The sequence below is a fragment of the Mycetocola manganoxydans genome (genome assembly GCF_003667545.1).
GTDB lineage: Bacteria > Actinomycetota > Actinomycetes > Actinomycetales > Microbacteriaceae > Mycetocola_A > Mycetocola_A manganoxydans.
Map to the genome: position 1 here is coordinate 62,738 of NZ_RCUV01000006.1, position 15,816 is coordinate 78,553.

Below are 15,816 nucleotides of genomic sequence, written 5' to 3' on the forward strand. Positions count from 1 at the left end.
CCCTCCGTGAACGACATCGGCTACTCCGTCGATCTGGATCCGACGCTATGGATCCCGGTGCCCCTCGCGTTCCCATCAGAGCCCTGGACGGACGCTACCCAGTGGGCACGCGTCACGACCGAGCGGCTCCTGGATGGGATGGAGGTTCCGGAGGGCCTGGCACAGGAACTGCAGGACCTCGCACTGACGATCGCGCAGAGCGACTCGCCGCTCCCCGAAGCCGAAGGACGGTTCTGGTACTTCCCGGTCGGCGGCGGTGTGATGCATATCGCCCATCTGTACGCCACCACCCGGCAGGCGGTGGACGACCTGACACTGACCGAGATCGCCGCAGGCGGACGAGGTGAACCCGAACCACAACGCGCCGACCGCGTCTCCTTCGACGGTTTCGAGGATGCCGCGAGGGTCATCCTGCTCTCGGTGGTCCCGCAGGACGGTTACGGGGAGGTTCCCGTCGGGCACATGCGATTCATCGGTGAGTCCAAGGGGATCATCGTCATGCTCGACGTCACCGGCACCGACCTCGCAGTACTCGGCGCGATGGAAAGCCACCTCGCCGATCTCTTCGCATCAATCCGCATTGGAACGAGCGCCGAACTGGGCAACATGGAGGTGGGGACTTCTCCCCATTGAGCAATTCGTCCGGCCTTCAGTAACGTGAGTGCTACGAGGTCCGCTGGGGGCCGTAACCGAAACAGGAAAGGTCGATCATGGCTGACTTCAAAGCGACATACGGCGAGATGGAAAGCATGGCGGGCAAGCTCGAACAGGGCCGCGAGGACATCTCCGGAATTCTCACCACGCTCAAGCAGGGCGTAGACACGCTCCTCGGCGACGACTTCAAGACCGAGCACGCTTCCGGCAAGTTCGGCGAGGGCTACACCGAGCTCACCAACGGTCTCGAGACTGCCATCGACGGCATCCGCGACATGGGTGAGTCGCTCCGCAAGATGCAGCAGGCGATCAAGGACACGGACTCGTCGCTCGCCGGCATGTAGTAGCAACCCTTCACTTTCAATGGGGAGGCGCGAATGCGCCTCCCCATTGGTCTCTCCACACCTCTTCTCCGCGCCACACCGTCGTATAGGAAGCCGCCATGCCCGACGTGTACATCAAAGTCGATCACCTCAACCGGTTGAACGGCTCGCTTAAGCAGATCATCGTTGAGTTCACCGACGCCGCGGAGCGCACCAACGCACTCCAGGACATGATCGACCGGCCGGACGGCAGATCCGGCCTCCGCGACAAGACACACGATTTCGAAGGCGGCTGGGACGACCGCCGCAGCGCTCTCATCGAGAAGCTCACTGGCATCCAGTCCGCGGTGGAGAGCACCTGCTCCGGATGGCAGGAGTTCGACGCGGAAGCGGCTCAACAACTCACGGTGAGCGAATACACCGGCGACTTCCTGCCCACCCGATAGAACGCGGAGTTCAGCACATGCACACGAACAATGGACATGAAGTCGCCGTCATCGTCGGCGACGCCGCTGGAATCCGCGACCGGGGGCGCGAAATCGAGGACCTCGGAGAACAGATGCTCGGAGCGTCCGACATCCTGCGTGAGATCGGGGATGGAGCGACCGAGGAGAGAGGCCGTTCGATCGAGCGAATCCAGAAAGAAGTGGGTGACGTCCACGAGGAGCTGAGGCTTGCCGGCGACCGGTACAAGCCCACCGGTACAGCGATGAAGGCCTACGGCAACACGCTCGAGTCCGTTCAGACGGCTATGCGCCGCATCGTCCTCGACGCTGAACAGGCGAAGGAGGTGCTCGACGCGAAACTCGCGGCAGCCGCCACGGCGACATCGGCAGCGGATGCCGCCGCGGATCCCGCCGACGACGACGCCGCCGCCGTGGAGAGAGCAGCGGACCTCGAGTCGACGGCGACAACAGCCACGAATGCCGTCGGTCCCGCCCAGGATGAGCTCAACGAACAGTTTCGGCTGTTCGACGTCGAGTGGGACACCTGGGATGCTGCCTACGATGCGGCGTTGACTGCCGTCAACGACGCCACAGAGGGCAACGTCACCGACGACTGGACCGACGATCTCGCGGGAGTCGTCGAAGTGGTTCTCGAAGTGCTCAGCTGGGTAGGCGTCGCGCTCGCGATCGCGGCTCTCGTGATCGGCGGGCCCCTCATCGCCGCAATCGCAGCCGTCGTCGGGATCATCGCCCTCATCGGAACCATCTTCCTCGCCATGAAGGGAAGGCGCGGGACGGGCGACGTCGTCTGGGCCATCGTCGGAATCCTGCCATTCGGCAAGCTCGGCAAGCTCTTCCAGAAGGGCAAGAGACTCACCGGACTGACCGAATTCTTCACCGGGCCGTTCGTGGATGCCGTCACGCCGTTCCGCAGAATGCGTGCGTTGTCCGGCCTGGCCGACAATGCCGCGGGTTTCCGGGCAGGGGGCATGAGCCAGCGTGCCGCGAACGGACTCGCCGCGCAGTTCGGTACCGAGTTCACGAACTTCAGCGGGGCAGGTCCCCGCAACATCCTGAATCGGATCATCGGTGGGTCGAGCCGCGGCTATTCAATGGCGTTCGCCGAAAACTTCGCCAACCTCTCCGCGCATCATCGGAGCATTGTCACGCCTCACCTCGGTGTCCTGTCCGACGTCATTGCGAGCGGCGGGAGAAGCGTTCCGGTGAGTGAAGCGATCATCAACGTCGCCGAATTCGCCGTCAAGAAGGAGCGCCAGGTCGAGGCGAGGGTCAACGACATCAGCGGATGGGCCGCACCAGACCCGGTCGACGCCTGGCGCGCTGAACTCAGCCGTTAGGCTTCCGTGAATCGAGACCGAGATACCCCGAACGGACAGGCTGCACCGATGGATTTCACAGACATACCCCCGTTCCGGCTCATCCTCCCGGCCGGCTGGGAGGAGAGCCCGGCAGACGGCGAAAGCGTGGCTGCTCTCATCGAACGAGGTCGCGCGGTCTTCAAATCACAACACCGGCCGGATCTCGACAGCGAGTTCAGCCAGCTGATGGGCCTGTCGCTGCGGAAGATGAAGCAAGCCGGGGTGTTCGCGCTCTACTTGCAGACGGCCGTTCCTGCTGACAAGGTCCTCCCGCTGTCGATCACCGCTGCCCTTGCGCACGGCCAGCTCGGTGGCACACTCGACCGTCAGGTCTCCGCGCTCTTTCGAGAGCAGAGCGCCCAGTTCCTCACCGACGACCACACCATCGTGCACTGGCAATCCGACGTCGAACACACTGGCAGGCTCAGCGGGTCGTCGTCACGAAATCTGAGCTACCTCGTCCCCATCCCCGGGACACAGCGCCGATCGGCCGTTCAGTTCACGACGACGATTCCCTATCCGACCGGAGACGACGCCGAAACCGAGGATCTCCTCGACGACATCACCCTGCTCAGCGACACCATCATCAGCACGTTCGCGTGGGAGCCCAGCGCCTCATGAGGTACACGATCGAGTACGACTCAGCAGCCTGGTTTCCCGTCCCCGCGACGTTCCCCGCTGAGAACTGGCAGACGGAGGGGGCGTGGCTGGAGAGCCTCGTCGCCGACTTCGAGACCGACGTCGGCAGTCTCACGACGGATGCCCACGCTGCCGTTCACGAATTCGCCACCGCAGCACGGAGCGCACGCATACCAGGAACATCCGCGTACTTTCTCTTCTGCCCGCGAACGCTCCCGGTTCTGGGTGTCGCCAGCGTCTTCATCGGAACCTCCGACGTGCCCGTCGATCTGGACCACGAATCCTCTGCCGACGAGCTCGCACAGTTACCGCCGCTCGTCGAGGACTTCGCCACCGAGAATCTCGGCGAGGGGCGGCGCGCTGCCGTCGTTCTGGGCGCGAGTGATCAGGCCTCCGCGGCAGGCCGCTACAACTACGCCTTCGACAGGGACGGATGCATCGTCACGGTCAGCGGAACAGCGGATGGACTGCAGGAAGCGGCGCTCATGCAGCCGTTCCTCGACATTCTCGTCCACGGAATCCGGCTCGAGGCCTGATGAAGATCGCAGCCGGCCCGGATCACACCCCCTCCGGGCGCGCGCGGGCCGCCGCCATCGGCACGGGCGCGGGACTGGAGCTCACCGAGGTGAGCCCGGCATCCGACGTGATGCGCCAGCTGGAGAACGTATCCCTCACCGAACTCGATGTGCTCGCAGCGCGGCGCATGACCGATCTCGACCGGCGTTTCGCCCGGGGGACGTCGAAGCTGGCCTCCGAACTCGCGAGACGTCAGGATGCTGCTCCGCAGAATTCGCAGCGACCGAGGCATCCTGTCACCCTTGATGTTTGGGCGTTTCTCTGTGCTTCCGTCGGCATTGCGCTCCTCCTCGCGGGTGGGCGAGGAGGACCCTCCGTGTCCACGGATGCAGCGCTCGCGGGTGCTGCCGGCCTCGGCGTCGCTGCAGCGGCATTCCACGCCGCCAGTTTTGTCGGGGCGTTGCGGACCCGACGAAGCGGGACCGGAAGCTGGTATTTCCTCCTGATGTCCACGGGACTCCTCTTTGCAGCGACAGCAGCAGGTTACTGGAGATTCTCGATCGATCCTCACGCTGCCTTCGTGGTCGCTGCCGCTTCCCTGGGTGTGCTGATCTCGGCCGGTGTATTCGTGCTGGTCCTTGCGATCCGCGGCAACGGCGCTCGTGCTGCCGAAGCGCGCGAGCTCACCGCCAGGCGAGATCGGGAAGCAGCATTGCGTGCCGACCTGCGTACCCAGCTGACCGAGCTGATCTCCACCTGCCGTTCCGAAGCGGAGGCAATCGTGGCTCCGCTGGACGCCGAGAAACGGGTCGCTCTCGACACGGCAGTGGCCGCCGGTGTCGCAGCTGTCGAGAAGCGCGGGGTCCTCGAGGCCGCCGCGATCAGAGAACTTCGAACGAGCTGTCGTGGCGAACTCCGCTACGACGTCGCACTGTAACCCACACGAACTCCCGATTGGCTGGCATGACTGCTCACATCGAAACCATCACGACATCCCGGTCGGCGGTGACGATCGCCGTGACAGGGCGGACGGAAACCGGCCACGTTCGGCAACACAACGAAGACAGTCTCATCGCCTCGTCGCCCATCTTCGCCGTCGCTGACGGGATGGGCGGACACACTCGGGGTGACCTCGCGAGCCAGGCGATGGTTCACCAGCTGTCCCACAGCATCCGGCCGGGCCAGCCAACGACACCCGAAGCCGTTTTCACCGCGATCACGGCGGCGAACTCCTTCATCATGAGTTGGGCGGAACAATCCGGGATCGCAGGAACGACTGTCGCCGGTCTCGCGCTCGTCTCGCTATCCAGCCAGGCTGACTGCCACTGGATGGCTTTCAACATCGGCGATTCGCGCGTGTACGTCTGGGAAAACGACGTGCTGCGTCAGGTGACCGTCGACCATTCGGTCACCCAGGAGCTCATCGACGCCGGAACGATAACGCCAGCCGAAGCGGTCACTCATCCCGAGCGGAACGTCGTTACTCGGGCCGTCGGGGTCGAAACCGATGCTGATCCGGATGTCTGGCTCCTCCCGGCATCGGAACACCAGGTGTTCCTTCTCTGCTCCGATGGCCTGACCCGAGAGGTTTCTCAGGAGCAGATCGAAGGGGTGCTCCGATCCGGGGTGGACGATCCGGCGGAGCAGCTCGTCGAACTCGCTCTCGCGGCCGGTGCACACGACAACGTCACGGTGCTGGTCGTCGACTCGCGCACCCTCGACACCACCCCGCCTCGCCCGGGCTATCATGAACACCAGTCGCTCGGGTACCTCGAGCAGACACTGCCGAGAGTATGAGGGGTGGCATGAGCGGGTATTCCTATGCGCCTGCACAGGAGCACGACTGGCTGGCCGTAGCGACCGCCGGTCGCCTGCTTGTCGCGAGAACCTCCGACGACGCCGACTCCGTTGCGGCGCTCGCCGCGACCGCCGCACCCGAGATGTCTGTCCAGCAGGTGCTCGAGGTCCTCACCGCGCACGGCCTCTCCGCCACCGGACCTTTCGCTCTTCTCTTCTGGGTGGATGGAGATCTGACGGGCCAGGGTCTCGGAGTAATCGTGCGCGGAGACGCGCACGTGAGCGTCACCACGGCCGACGGGCCGGTCGGCGTCTCATCCCGCGGTGTCACGACGTGGACCGAGCAGGTCATCGAGGGCGCATCAGGGTTCACCGTTGAACTGGGCGATGGTGCTCAGCAAAGCTCGGCGCTTCCGTTGACGGCGGGGGCGGTGTGGGTGTCACGGATCACGCTTTCGGGAGACGCTGATTCCGCCACGGATGCTCACGCGCGCGTGGCTGCACCTGTCGCGACGCCTGAGACGGCGTCAGCACCGACATCCATCCCTGAGCCCGGCGACGCGAAGGCAGCCAGCGTCGAAGAGACCCGGGTCTTCCACACATCGACCCGCGCGGCCCAGGAGCCAGCTGAATCACCGGACCCGAACGCAGCATCGGAGCCTGACGGGTACGACTACCTCTTCGGAGCGACCGTCTTCCGCCCGGTGGGCGCAGCGGCCGGGATAGCACCGAAGCCCGAGAGCGCTCCCGAAGCGGAGACCAAGGGCGATCACGACGGTCGGACCGTCCTCGCGTCTGAGATCAGCGCTGCTCGTCGACAGGCTCGTGACAGTCAGACCGGATCACAGACGCCGGCTCCGCCACCCGCACACAGCTACACGCTGCGACTTCCCGACGGGTCGACGCAAGCGCTGACCGCACCGGTGATCCTGGGGCGCGCGCCGAGCGTGTCGAACGTGCCGGCATCCGTTCTTCCTCACCTCGTCACGCTCACCGGAGACGACATTTCCCGGAGCCACGTGCGCGTCGCCGTCGAGGGAGACACCGTCGTCGTCACCGACCTGCACTCGTCCAACGGCACGCACGTGATCGCCCCCGGCAAGCTGCCCCAGCTGCTTCGCGCCGGTGAGCCGACCCCCGTCATCACGGGAACGACGATCGACCTCGGCAGCGACGTGCTCCTGCACGTCACAGAGGCGTAAGCGTGGCTGCACGCGGTGTCGCAACACCCCCCGAACTGCCCGGTCTGCGATACTCCCGGCTGCTCGGCTCGGGCGGGTTCAGCGACGTGTACCTCTACGAGCAGGAGCTCCCGAAGCGCCTTGTCGCCGTCAAGGTCCTCGCGTCCGACGATCTGAGCGACAGCTCGCGTGCCGCGTTCGTCGCCGAAGCAAACCTCATGGCGCAGCTGTCGGCACACCCGTACATCGTCACGATCTACCACGCAGCGGTCGCCCCTGACGGTCGTCCGTACTTCGTCATGGAGTACTGCTCGGGGCCGAGCCTCGCCGAGCAATACAAGCGCTCGCAGTTCAACGTCGCCGACGCACTCCGTACCGGGGTGCGGGTATCGAGCGCCGTCGCGACAGCGCACGCGGCAGGCATCCTGCACCGCGACATCAAACCGGCCAACGTCCTCACCAACAGTTACGGCTGGCCCGCCCTCACCGACTTCGGCATCTCGAGCGCCGTCGACATCGAACTGCCCGTGAACGCGGCCACACGCGCGGCGAACAACGCCGGGGGAGCGACGGCGACGGGCAGCATCGGCATGTCGATCCCGTGGTCACCGCCCGAGATGTTCGACGATCACCCGCAGCCGGACGTCCGCAGCGACGTTTTCTCCCTCGCGGCGACGCTGTACACGCTTCTCGAGGGGCACACCCCATTCGAAGTGCCGGGCAAGCCCAACGGCACCGTCGACCTCATCGGCCGGATCGAACGCGGAACGATCACCCCGATCACGCGCGCGGACATCCCTCGCTCGCTCGTCGCGATCCTCAACAAGGGCATGGCGGTCTCCGCCGATGACCGCTTCGCCACCGCGGTGGACTTCGCTCGTGCGCTGCAGCGAGTCGAGATGGAGCTCTCCTACGCGCCCACCGCGATCGACGTTCCGAACCTCACCGTGCTCGAGCGGGTGCATGACGAAGAAGCAGCAGACGCCGGCGACGTCACACGCATCCGCGGCGTCTCCACCGTCCACGCGCAGCCACTCGCGCCTGCTCCGACCACCGCCCCGGTCTCGGCGCCGACCGCTGGTGCGGATCCCACCGTCATCCGGCGGATGCCCTCGGTCCAGCCCCATGAGTCGCCCGCCGCTTCTCCGGTGGCGGAGAACACGGTTCTCCGGCCGCGGACGTCCGGCCAAGCGGAAGCAGGACCCGCCGACGCCGCGTCACCCGGCGAGGCCGCTCCTGCACCCCGCCGAAAGCTCTGGCCGATCCTCACCGGAGCAGCTGGCGTTCTCGTGATCGGGGGAGTCGTCGCCGCTGCCCTCGTCTTCGCGCCGGAAAATGAGGATCCCCAACCGACGCCGACCGCGACATCCGACATCATCACCGTTGGTGTACCGACACCGGACTCGGTCTCCGTCACCCCGAACGACGCCGGCACCAGCTTCACCTTCACCTGGGCGAACCCGGACCCGCAGGACGGTGACCGCTACATGTGGCACCGCAGCGACGGGTCGGACACCGGCAACCCGGTGTCGACCGAGGACGAGTCGGTGACCATCGACGGCGTCACGAACGGCGATGACGTCTGCATCGAGGTATCGATCCGCCGCAGTTCAGGGAAGACGTCCACCGAGCCACTGGAGATGTGCAGCCGATGAAAGCTCCCCGCATCGAGTTCTGCGGCGAATGGTACGACCTCACGCCGGGCGAGCCGTTCTTCGTCGGCCGCGAATCCGACCTCGTGATCGACGAGAACCCGTTCCTGCACCGCCGGTTCCTCTCCATCAGTCAGGAGAACGGGCTGTGGTGGCTCTCGAACGTCGGCAACCTGCTCGCGGCAACCGTCACAGACACCACCGGACAGGTGCAGGCATGGCTGGCACCCGGCGCCAGACTTCCCGTCGTCTTCCCCGAACTGCAGGTCATGTTCAGCGCTGGGTCGACCACGTACGAGTTCACCATCCACTCGGAGTCCGAGTACTTCGGCACGACCTCACTGACGACGATGCAGGCGGGAACAACCACGGTCGGGCCCGTCCACCTCACGAGCAGCCAGCGCCTGCTCATCGTCGCGCTCGCCGAAAACGTCCTCAAGCAGGACTCGCCGGGCAGGGGAGAGATCCCTGCATCAGCGGATGCCGCGGCGCGGCTCGGCTGGACGCAGACCGCCTTCAACCGCAAGCTCGACAACGTGTGCGACAAGCTCGACCGCATCGGCGTCCGCGGACTCCGGGGCGGTCGCGGCAAACTCGCCACCGGTCGCCGCGCCCGGCTGGTCGAGTACGCGGTCTCCTCGCGCCTCGTCGATGCCGCTGACCTCGTGCTCCTCGACCGCGAGGCACCTGCGCCGCCCACGAACTGACCCGGGTTCGTCGACGAAATTGCACGTGGGACCCCAAGGGTCGCCAGATGGTGGTTCTTTCGGGTCCGAACCGCAATCTCGATGGGCGCCGATCCCATGCATTGCCATGAAATACCCGTTACCCGGGCGTGTTAGCGTAGAGCGCCGGACTGGGGTGTCCGTTTTTTCTGTGGAGTACTCGTGGGGGGACGACAGCGTGCTGAGCTGGCTCAAGGGGCGCAAGGTCACGGCATCCGTCGTCGCACTCTCCGTCCTCGTAGCCGTTCCCGTGACCGTCGCCGTGCTTCACGAGGGGTTCCCCGTCACCGACGTCGACCTCAGCGCGAGGGATGTCTGGGTCACCAACGGCACCGAACTCATGGCCGGGCGTCTCAACCGGCAGATCGAAGAGCTCAACGCCTCGGTCGCGACCGTCTCGAACGACATCGACGTGCTGCAGAACGGCGAGAACGTGCTGCTGCACGACCGGTCGGCGTCAAGCGTCGAACGCATCGACTCGGCGTTCACAACCCTGATCGAGCGCGCAGACCTGCCGCCGAACGCAGAACTGTCGCTCGGCAACACCACCCTCTCCATCCTCGATCCCGAGAGCGGCGAGCTCTGGGTGACGCCGACGGCCGATGAGCTCCGGTTCTCGACGATCGACACCGAGCCGATCGCGAAGCTCGGAGACAACGCCAAAGCCGTCGTGTCGAGTGAAGGCACCCTGTTCGCCGTCTCGGCCGAGCGCAAGAAGCTCTACGCTTTCCCGCGCGCCGGCGGCGACCCCACCATCACCGATCTGCCCGCACTCGCGGAGTATCAGCTGACGGCGGCGGGGGAGCAGGCCGTCATCCTCGACGTCGATAAGAACCGCATCGTGACGGATGCCGAAACCTCCATCACGCTCCCGGACCAGGGCCTCAAGATCCAGCAGGTGAGTGCGACCGGGGGTGAGGTGATCGTCGCCACGGGGTCCTCGCTCCTGCGTGCCCGGCTCAACAACCCCACACCGCAGACCATCAAGGCCAACATCACCAACCCCGTGACGAAGCCGCGCGAGATCTCGTCACCCGTGAACCTCAACGGCTGTGCCCACGGCGCCTGGTCAGGTGCAAGTACGTACCTCGCGGTCTGTGGCGACGCCTCCCCGTCGCGGCAGGCGATCGAGCCACTCGCCGAGGGCGCGACACTTGAATTCCGGGTCAACCGCAACGTCATCGCACTCAACAACCTCCAGACCGGTGAAGTGTGGCTCGTCGACGCCAACATGCGCCTCGTCAAGAACTGGGAAGAAGTCACTCCACCGCAGGAGGAAGACGGCGAAGAGGGCGACGAGAAGGCATCCACCCAGTCCTTCGAGGACACCCTCGCCGACCGCACCGAACAGAACCGTCCGCCGATCGCGCGCGACGACGTTCTCGGCGCGCGCCCGGGCAAGAGCACCATCCTGCCCGTGCTCGACAACGACACCGACCCGGACGGCGACGTCCTCACCATCGGCCGCAATCTGCAGGGTCTCGCACCCGAGTCCGGGACCGTCGAGTTCATCGACGGCGGCCGCGCCCTCCAGTTCACGCCGAACCCCGAGCAGAAAGCCGGAACCGTCTCGTTCCGCTACTCCGTCTCGGACGGCCGTTCCGGTGGAGTCGCCGAAGCCAACGTGAGCGTTACCATCATGCCGGCAGAGGCCAACGGCGCCCCGGTGGAGCAGCGCAAGGGGGCCGTGTCGGTCGAGGCCGGCCAGTCGATCACCTACAACCCCCTCATCGACTGGCGTGACCCGGACGGTGACGACGTCTTCCTGCAGTCAGCGGCGTCCGACACCGGTGACCAGGTCCGCTTCTCCCACGAAGGATTCGTCACCGTCACCCACACGTCGGGACAACCCGGCCCGCGCGACATCGTCTACGTCGTCTCCGACGGTACCGAGACGGCATCCGGAACCTTCACCGTCGACGTCAAACCGGCCGGAACCCTCAACCCGGTGGGTACCCCCGACCATGTCGAAACCTTCGTCGGCGAACCGGTCGAGGCATTCCCGATCGCGAACGACCTGTCGACGAACGGCGCCCAGCTCTCGCTTCTCGGGGCGGAAGCGCTCGCCGGCGGGCTCTCGGTGACGCTGAAGCCAGACACCAACTCGATGCAGGTTGTCTCGGGCAAGACGGGGACCTATTACATCCAGTACACCGTCGGCGCCGGGCCGGCCACGAGTATCGGGATGCTCAGGGTCGACGTCAAGGACGTCCCCGAGAAGGTGCAGCCCCCGATCGCCGTCCACGACACCGGTTATCTCCGCCCCAATGAGCCGACCGTCATCAACGTGCTCACCAACGACGTCTCCCCGAGCGGCAAGGTCCTCGCCATCCGTTCCCTCGACATCCCCGAGGAAGCCCGTGTCCTCTCGATCGAGGTGCTCAACTCCTCCGTCGTGCGGGTGACGTCGAGTGCCGCCGTGACCGACCAGTTGCAGTTCAGCTACACCGTCTCCGACGGTGAGAACGAAACCGTCTCCACGGTCGCCATCGTGCCGGTGCCGCCGCTGACGCGCCACCAGGCTCCCATCGCCTCCGACGACTCGGTTACCGTTCGGGCCGGAGACATCGCGAGCGTGCCCGTGCTCGACAACGACGTCCACCCCGACAACGCCGTCATGACGCTCGCCCCTGATCTCGCTGAGCCCGTCACCGGCGGACTCGCCTTCGTTGCCGGTGATCGGGTGCGGTTCCAGGCGCCTCGCGAAACCGGCGTATACACCACCACCTACGCCGTCACCGACGACTTCAAGCAAAAGGATGTCGCGACCGTCACGTTCACCGTCGTCGCGGCCAGCGAGGACGACAACCAGGAGCCCGCTCCCAAGACGCTGACGGCACGCGTGTTCGCCGATTCCCAGGTCACCGTCAATGTGCCGCTCGACGGGCTGGACCCGAATGGGGACTCGGTCGTGTTCGACGGTCTCGCGAGCGCCCCGGCATACGGCAGCGTCGTCGAGTCAGACAGCACGAGCTTCACCTATCGGGCGGCTCCGGGGTCAGCGGGCACCGATGTCTTCAGCTACAAAGTGAAAGACGTCTACGGCGCGACGTCGCTCGGGGTGGTTCGCATCGGCGTCATCGAGCGGCCGGAGCAGGACTCCCCGCCGATCGCGGTCGACGACACGATCGAGGTCCAGCCCGGCCGGGTTGCGACGGTACCGGTGCTCGGCAACGACTCCGACCCCAACGGCTACACGATCGAAGTGAGCAAGAAGCTCAAGGACGTGCCGGACGGCATCGTCGCGAAGGTCCGCAACAAGAACGCCGTCGAAATCGAGGCGCCCGACGAAGAAACGAGTTTCGTCGTCCGTTACGAGATCACCAACGGTCAGGGCGGATTCGACACGGCTTTCGTCCAGGTGCGGGTCACCGAGGACGCGACCATCGCCCCTCCGAAAGCAATCGACCACATCGTCGAGCCCGAAGACGTCGTCGGTGAGAAGTCCATCGACATCGACGTCACCAAGGGGGCTGTCAACTCCGGCGGGCGCGTCGACGATCTCGAGATCTCCGTCGAAGGTCCGAACGAGGGCAGTGCGCAGCTGCTCGACAACGGACTCGTGAGGGTGACGCTCGGGGACGCGCGCACAGCGATCGCCTACCGGCTCACCAACACCACAGACGACCTCAGTACCGCCGCTTTCATCGTCGTGCCGCCGTTCTCCGATGGCCTTCCGCCTCGGATCAAGCTCAACCTGCCCACGCAATACGTCGACATGAACGAGACAAAAGCGTGGAAGCTCTCCGACATCGCCGAGTCGCCGTCCGGCAAGGACATCCGGATCACCGACGCCAACACGGTGAGCGCGATCAAGAGCGACGGAACTCCGAACTTCGTCGACGACCAGACGCTGACGTTCACGCCGTTCCTCGACTACCGCGGCCCGGCAAGCATCACCTTCGAAGCAACAGACGGGTCGAGTACTGGTGTCGCGATGCTCGTCCTGCCGATCATGGTCGGTGACCCGGAGCAGAAAGACGTTCCCCCGACGTTCACCCCTCCCGAACTGACCATCGAAGCGGGAGAGCCGGCCCAGACCATCGACCTGCGGCTGTCGAGCGACCACCCGAACCCCGAGGTCCTCGCGGCGCTGGGCTACAGCGGCCTCTCTCCGGCGACGGGCGGAATCGTCGCGAATCTCTCGGGATCGACCGTGAGCGTTTCCGCACCGTTCGGTGTGCAGCCGGGAACGGCGACCACGCTCAGCTTCACGATCACCTACAAGAAGTTCACGATCCCCGGCACCGTCTTCGTGCGCGTCGTGTCGTCTTCCCAGCCTCTCCCGTCAGCCGTCGACGACTCCGAACCGGATGGGCGGTCAAGCCAGGCCGTCACCCTCAACGTTCTGCAGAACGACTTCAACCCGTTCCCGGACACGCCGCTCAGGATCATCGAAGCCAATGTCAGCAACGGCGCGAACGCCACGGTGAGCATCAGCGGGCCGAACCTCATCATCACGCCCGGCCCGAACAAGACCCAGCAGATCAGCGTCATTTACAAGATCGAGGATGCGACCCAGGACCCGAACCGGCACGTCCAGGGCCGGGCCAACGTCATGGTGACGAGCGCCCCCGATCAGCCACCGGCACCGACGCTGGTGCCGGGACCTGGCAACATCCAAGTCACGGTCAATCCCTCGCAGTCGAGCAACGGCGCGGAGATCACTGGTTACACCGTCACGCGTTCCGGTGGTGGCGCGAATGTGGTGCGAACTGCGCAAGCGGGCGAGAAAATTAATGTCGCGGGCGCCAACGGGACGACCTACACCTTCAATGTGCGCGCGACCAACAAGGTTGGGGATAGCGAGACGTCACCGTCGGTGTCGGCGACCTCATACGGTAAACCGAGTGAGCCCACGGATGTTCGTCTGCGCAACGCGGGTGGTGACGCGCCAACTACCTTGCGAGCGAGTTGGGAAGTCCCCACCAACACTGGCGGGATGGTTACCAGCTACAACTGGCAGCTAAACGGCGGAGCACCGAAGTCCACGACAGCCCGAACCATATCGGTTGATGTTGGCAAGGGTGAATACACGGTCGCAGTGCAAGCCTGCGGCAGTCAGACCCTGGGCGCCGATGCCTGCGGGCCGTGGGAGACCTCGAACGAGATCAGGGTTGTCGATCCTCCTCCTCCACCGCCACCGAACCCTAGGGTTACGAGTGTCTCGGGTGTCGATGGGCCGAAGCCTCGAGTTGATCCGTACGGCAGGACAATCCAGAACACCTACTTGGTGCACTTTGCGTGGGCAGAGTGGCAGTCCACGGGTTCGCCGGAACGGGTCACGCCTCAGTACTGCCAGAACGGATCATGGTCAGCCGTCTCGTCGACGTACAACGTCTCGATGAGCGGAGAAGGAGAATTCACCTTCACCGCATGGGCACAGAGGGAACTTCCTTCATGCGGGATCCGAGTTGTGATCGGCGACCCGAAAAGTCCGAAATATACGAGCCAGGGCTACAACTTCCCGTGATCGGCCCCCGATCCACCGGTATTTCTTCCCAACGAAAGAGACAGCAGTGTCAGTAACGCAAGAACAGACAGAGTGGTTCGCCGGGGCATTCGATTCCCTCGTGGCGAACGTCGGCCTGGCGATCCTGGGCAAGGAAGAGACGATCAAGCTCGTTCTCGCGTCCATGCTCTCCGAAGGCCACGTGCTGCTGGAGGACTTCCCCGGCACCGGTAAGACGGTCCTCGCGAAGGCACTCGCGAACACTCTCGAGGGAACGAACTCGCGTATCCAGTTCACTCCCGACCTGCTGCCGTCCGACGTGACCGGTGTCACGATCTACAACCAGTCGACGAACAAGTTCGAGTTCCACAAGGGCCCGATCTTCGCCTCCGTCGTCCTCGCCGATGAGATCAACCGTGCGAGCCCGAAGACCCAGTCAGCTCTTCTCGAAGTGATGGAAGAGGGTGTCGTCACAGTCGATGGCGAAAGCTACCCCGTCGGCAAACCGTTCATGGTCATCGCAACCCAGAACCCGGTCGAGCAGGCGGGAACGTACAAGCTCCCTGAGGCACAGCTCGACCGGTTCCTCATCAAGACCTCGCTCGGGTACCCCGACCGCACAACCGCGGTGGATCTGCTGCTCGATTCGGCGAACCGCTCGCGGGCCGCCCAGATCAACCCGATCATCGGCGGAGCGTCCCTCACCGCCATGTCACAGCTGGCATCCGCCGTTCACGTGGACCGCTCGGTGATGGAATACATCACAGACATCGTGCACGCCACCCGTGCGCACAAGGACATCGCCCTCGGCTCGAGCATGCGCGGCGGACTCGCCCTCGCACGGATGGTCAAGACCTGGGCCCTCGCCCATGGCCGCGCGTACGCCACCCCCGACGACGTCAATCAGCTTGCCGTCCCCGTTCTCGCACACCGGCTCATCGTCGACGCCGAGAGCGAATTCGCCGGAGTGCGTGCCGAGGACGTCGTCGCCGGCATCCTCGTCGATCTCCCTGTACCCGCATACCGCGCAGCCTGAGCCCGAGCGCCGAAAG

General features: G+C 65.2%; 13 protein-coding genes. All 13 read left to right on the forward strand.

What is annotated here, in order from left to right; genetic code table 11:
* Nucleotides 1–6 precede the first annotated feature (6 nt).
* The 13 genes from D9V29_RS05830 to D9V29_RS05890 all read left to right on the forward strand — a co-directional run bounded on the left by D9V29_RS05830 (nt 7) and on the right by D9V29_RS05890 (nt 15,800).
* The gene (locus tag D9V29_RS05830) at nt 7–633 is read left to right on the forward strand and encodes a hypothetical protein (protein WP_121672401.1); all 627 of its coding nucleotides are present in this window, start codon (nt 7–9) and stop codon (nt 631–633) included.
* A gap of 77 nt (nt 634–710) precedes the next feature.
* Nucleotides 711–998, forward strand: a complete 288-nt coding sequence (locus tag D9V29_RS05835; protein ID WP_121672402.1) for a WXG100 family type VII secretion target — start codon at nt 711–713, stop codon at nt 996–998.
* Nucleotides 999–1,096: 98 nt separating this feature from the next.
* Entirely contained in the window at nt 1,097–1,423 is a 327-nt protein-coding gene (locus tag D9V29_RS05840; RefSeq protein WP_121672403.1) for a flagellar protein FlgN, read from the forward strand.
* A gap of 17 nt (nt 1,424–1,440) precedes the next feature.
* Nucleotides 1,441–2,781: a hypothetical protein gene (locus D9V29_RS05845; protein WP_121672404.1), complete on the forward strand. Its 1,341-nt coding sequence runs from the start codon at nt 1,441–1,443 to the stop codon at nt 2,779–2,781.
* Nucleotides 2,782–2,829: 48 nt separating this feature from the next.
* The gene (locus D9V29_RS05850; protein ID WP_121672405.1) at nt 2,830–3,423 is read left to right on the forward strand and encodes a hypothetical protein; all 594 of its coding nucleotides are present in this window, start codon (nt 2,830–2,832) and stop codon (nt 3,421–3,423) included.
* On the forward strand, nt 3,420–3,977 hold the full coding sequence (locus tag D9V29_RS05855; protein ID WP_121672406.1) for a hypothetical protein: 558 nt from the start codon (nt 3,420–3,422) through the stop codon (nt 3,975–3,977). The genes D9V29_RS05850 and D9V29_RS05855 overlap by 4 nt, the downstream gene beginning before the upstream one ends.
* A complete protein-coding gene (locus D9V29_RS05860; RefSeq protein ID WP_121672407.1) occupies nt 3,977–4,894 on the forward strand; it encodes a hypothetical protein in 918 nt (305 codons plus the stop codon). Before D9V29_RS05855 ends, D9V29_RS05860 begins: the two co-directional genes overlap by 1 nt.
* Nucleotides 4,895–4,920: 26 nt before the next feature.
* A complete protein-coding gene (locus tag D9V29_RS05865) occupies nt 4,921–5,754 on the forward strand; it encodes a PP2C family protein-serine/threonine phosphatase (protein ID WP_121672408.1) in 834 nt (277 codons plus the stop codon).
* 8 nt (nt 5,755–5,762) lie between these two features.
* Nucleotides 5,763–6,956: an FHA domain-containing protein gene (locus D9V29_RS05870; protein ID WP_183084929.1), complete on the forward strand. Its 1,194-nt coding sequence runs from the start codon at nt 5,763–5,765 to the stop codon at nt 6,954–6,956.
* 2 nt (nt 6,957–6,958) lie between these two features.
* Nucleotides 6,959–8,590: a serine/threonine-protein kinase gene (locus D9V29_RS05875; protein WP_121672410.1), complete on the forward strand. Its 1,632-nt coding sequence runs from the start codon at nt 6,959–6,961 to the stop codon at nt 8,588–8,590.
* On the forward strand, nt 8,587–9,294 hold the full coding sequence (locus D9V29_RS05880; protein ID WP_121672595.1) for a hypothetical protein: 708 nt from the start codon (nt 8,587–8,589) through the stop codon (nt 9,292–9,294). The genes D9V29_RS05875 and D9V29_RS05880 overlap by 4 nt, the downstream gene beginning before the upstream one ends.
* A gap of 169 nt (nt 9,295–9,463) precedes the next feature.
* A complete protein-coding gene (locus tag D9V29_RS05885; protein ID WP_183084930.1) occupies nt 9,464–14,785 on the forward strand; it encodes an Ig-like domain-containing protein in 5,322 nt (1,773 codons plus the stop codon).
* Nucleotides 14,786–14,831: 46 nt separating this feature from the next.
* Entirely contained in the window at nt 14,832–15,800 is a 969-nt protein-coding gene (locus D9V29_RS05890) for an AAA family ATPase (RefSeq protein WP_121672412.1), read from the forward strand.
* Nucleotides 15,801–15,816 lie beyond the last annotated feature (16 nt).

Bases quoted from the DNA above. Each gene is read 5' to 3' on its own strand.
- D9V29_RS05835 (WP_121672402.1), top strand. From the start codon at position 711: ATGGCTGACTTCAAAGCGACATACGGCGAGATGGAAAGCATGGCGGGC.
- D9V29_RS05840 (WP_121672403.1), top strand. From the start codon at position 1,097: ATGCCCGACGTGTACATCAAAGTCGATCACCTCAACCGGTTGAACGGC.
- D9V29_RS05845 (WP_121672404.1), top strand. From the start codon at position 1,441: ATGCACACGAACAATGGACATGAAGTCGCCGTCATCGTCGGCGACGCC.
- D9V29_RS05850 (WP_121672405.1), top strand. From the start codon at position 2,830: ATGGATTTCACAGACATACCCCCGTTCCGGCTCATCCTCCCGGCCGGC.
- D9V29_RS05855 (WP_121672406.1), top strand. From the start codon at position 3,420: ATGAGGTACACGATCGAGTACGACTCAGCAGCCTGGTTTCCCGTCCCC.
- D9V29_RS05860 (WP_121672407.1), top strand. From the start codon at position 3,977: ATGAAGATCGCAGCCGGCCCGGATCACACCCCCTCCGGGCGCGCGCGG.
- D9V29_RS05865 (WP_121672408.1), top strand. From the start codon at position 4,921: ATGACTGCTCACATCGAAACCATCACGACATCCCGGTCGGCGGTGACG.
- D9V29_RS05870 (WP_183084929.1), top strand. From the start codon at position 5,763: ATGAGCGGGTATTCCTATGCGCCTGCACAGGAGCACGACTGGCTGGCC.
- D9V29_RS05880 (WP_121672595.1), top strand. From the start codon at position 8,587: ATGAAAGCTCCCCGCATCGAGTTCTGCGGCGAATGGTACGACCTCACG.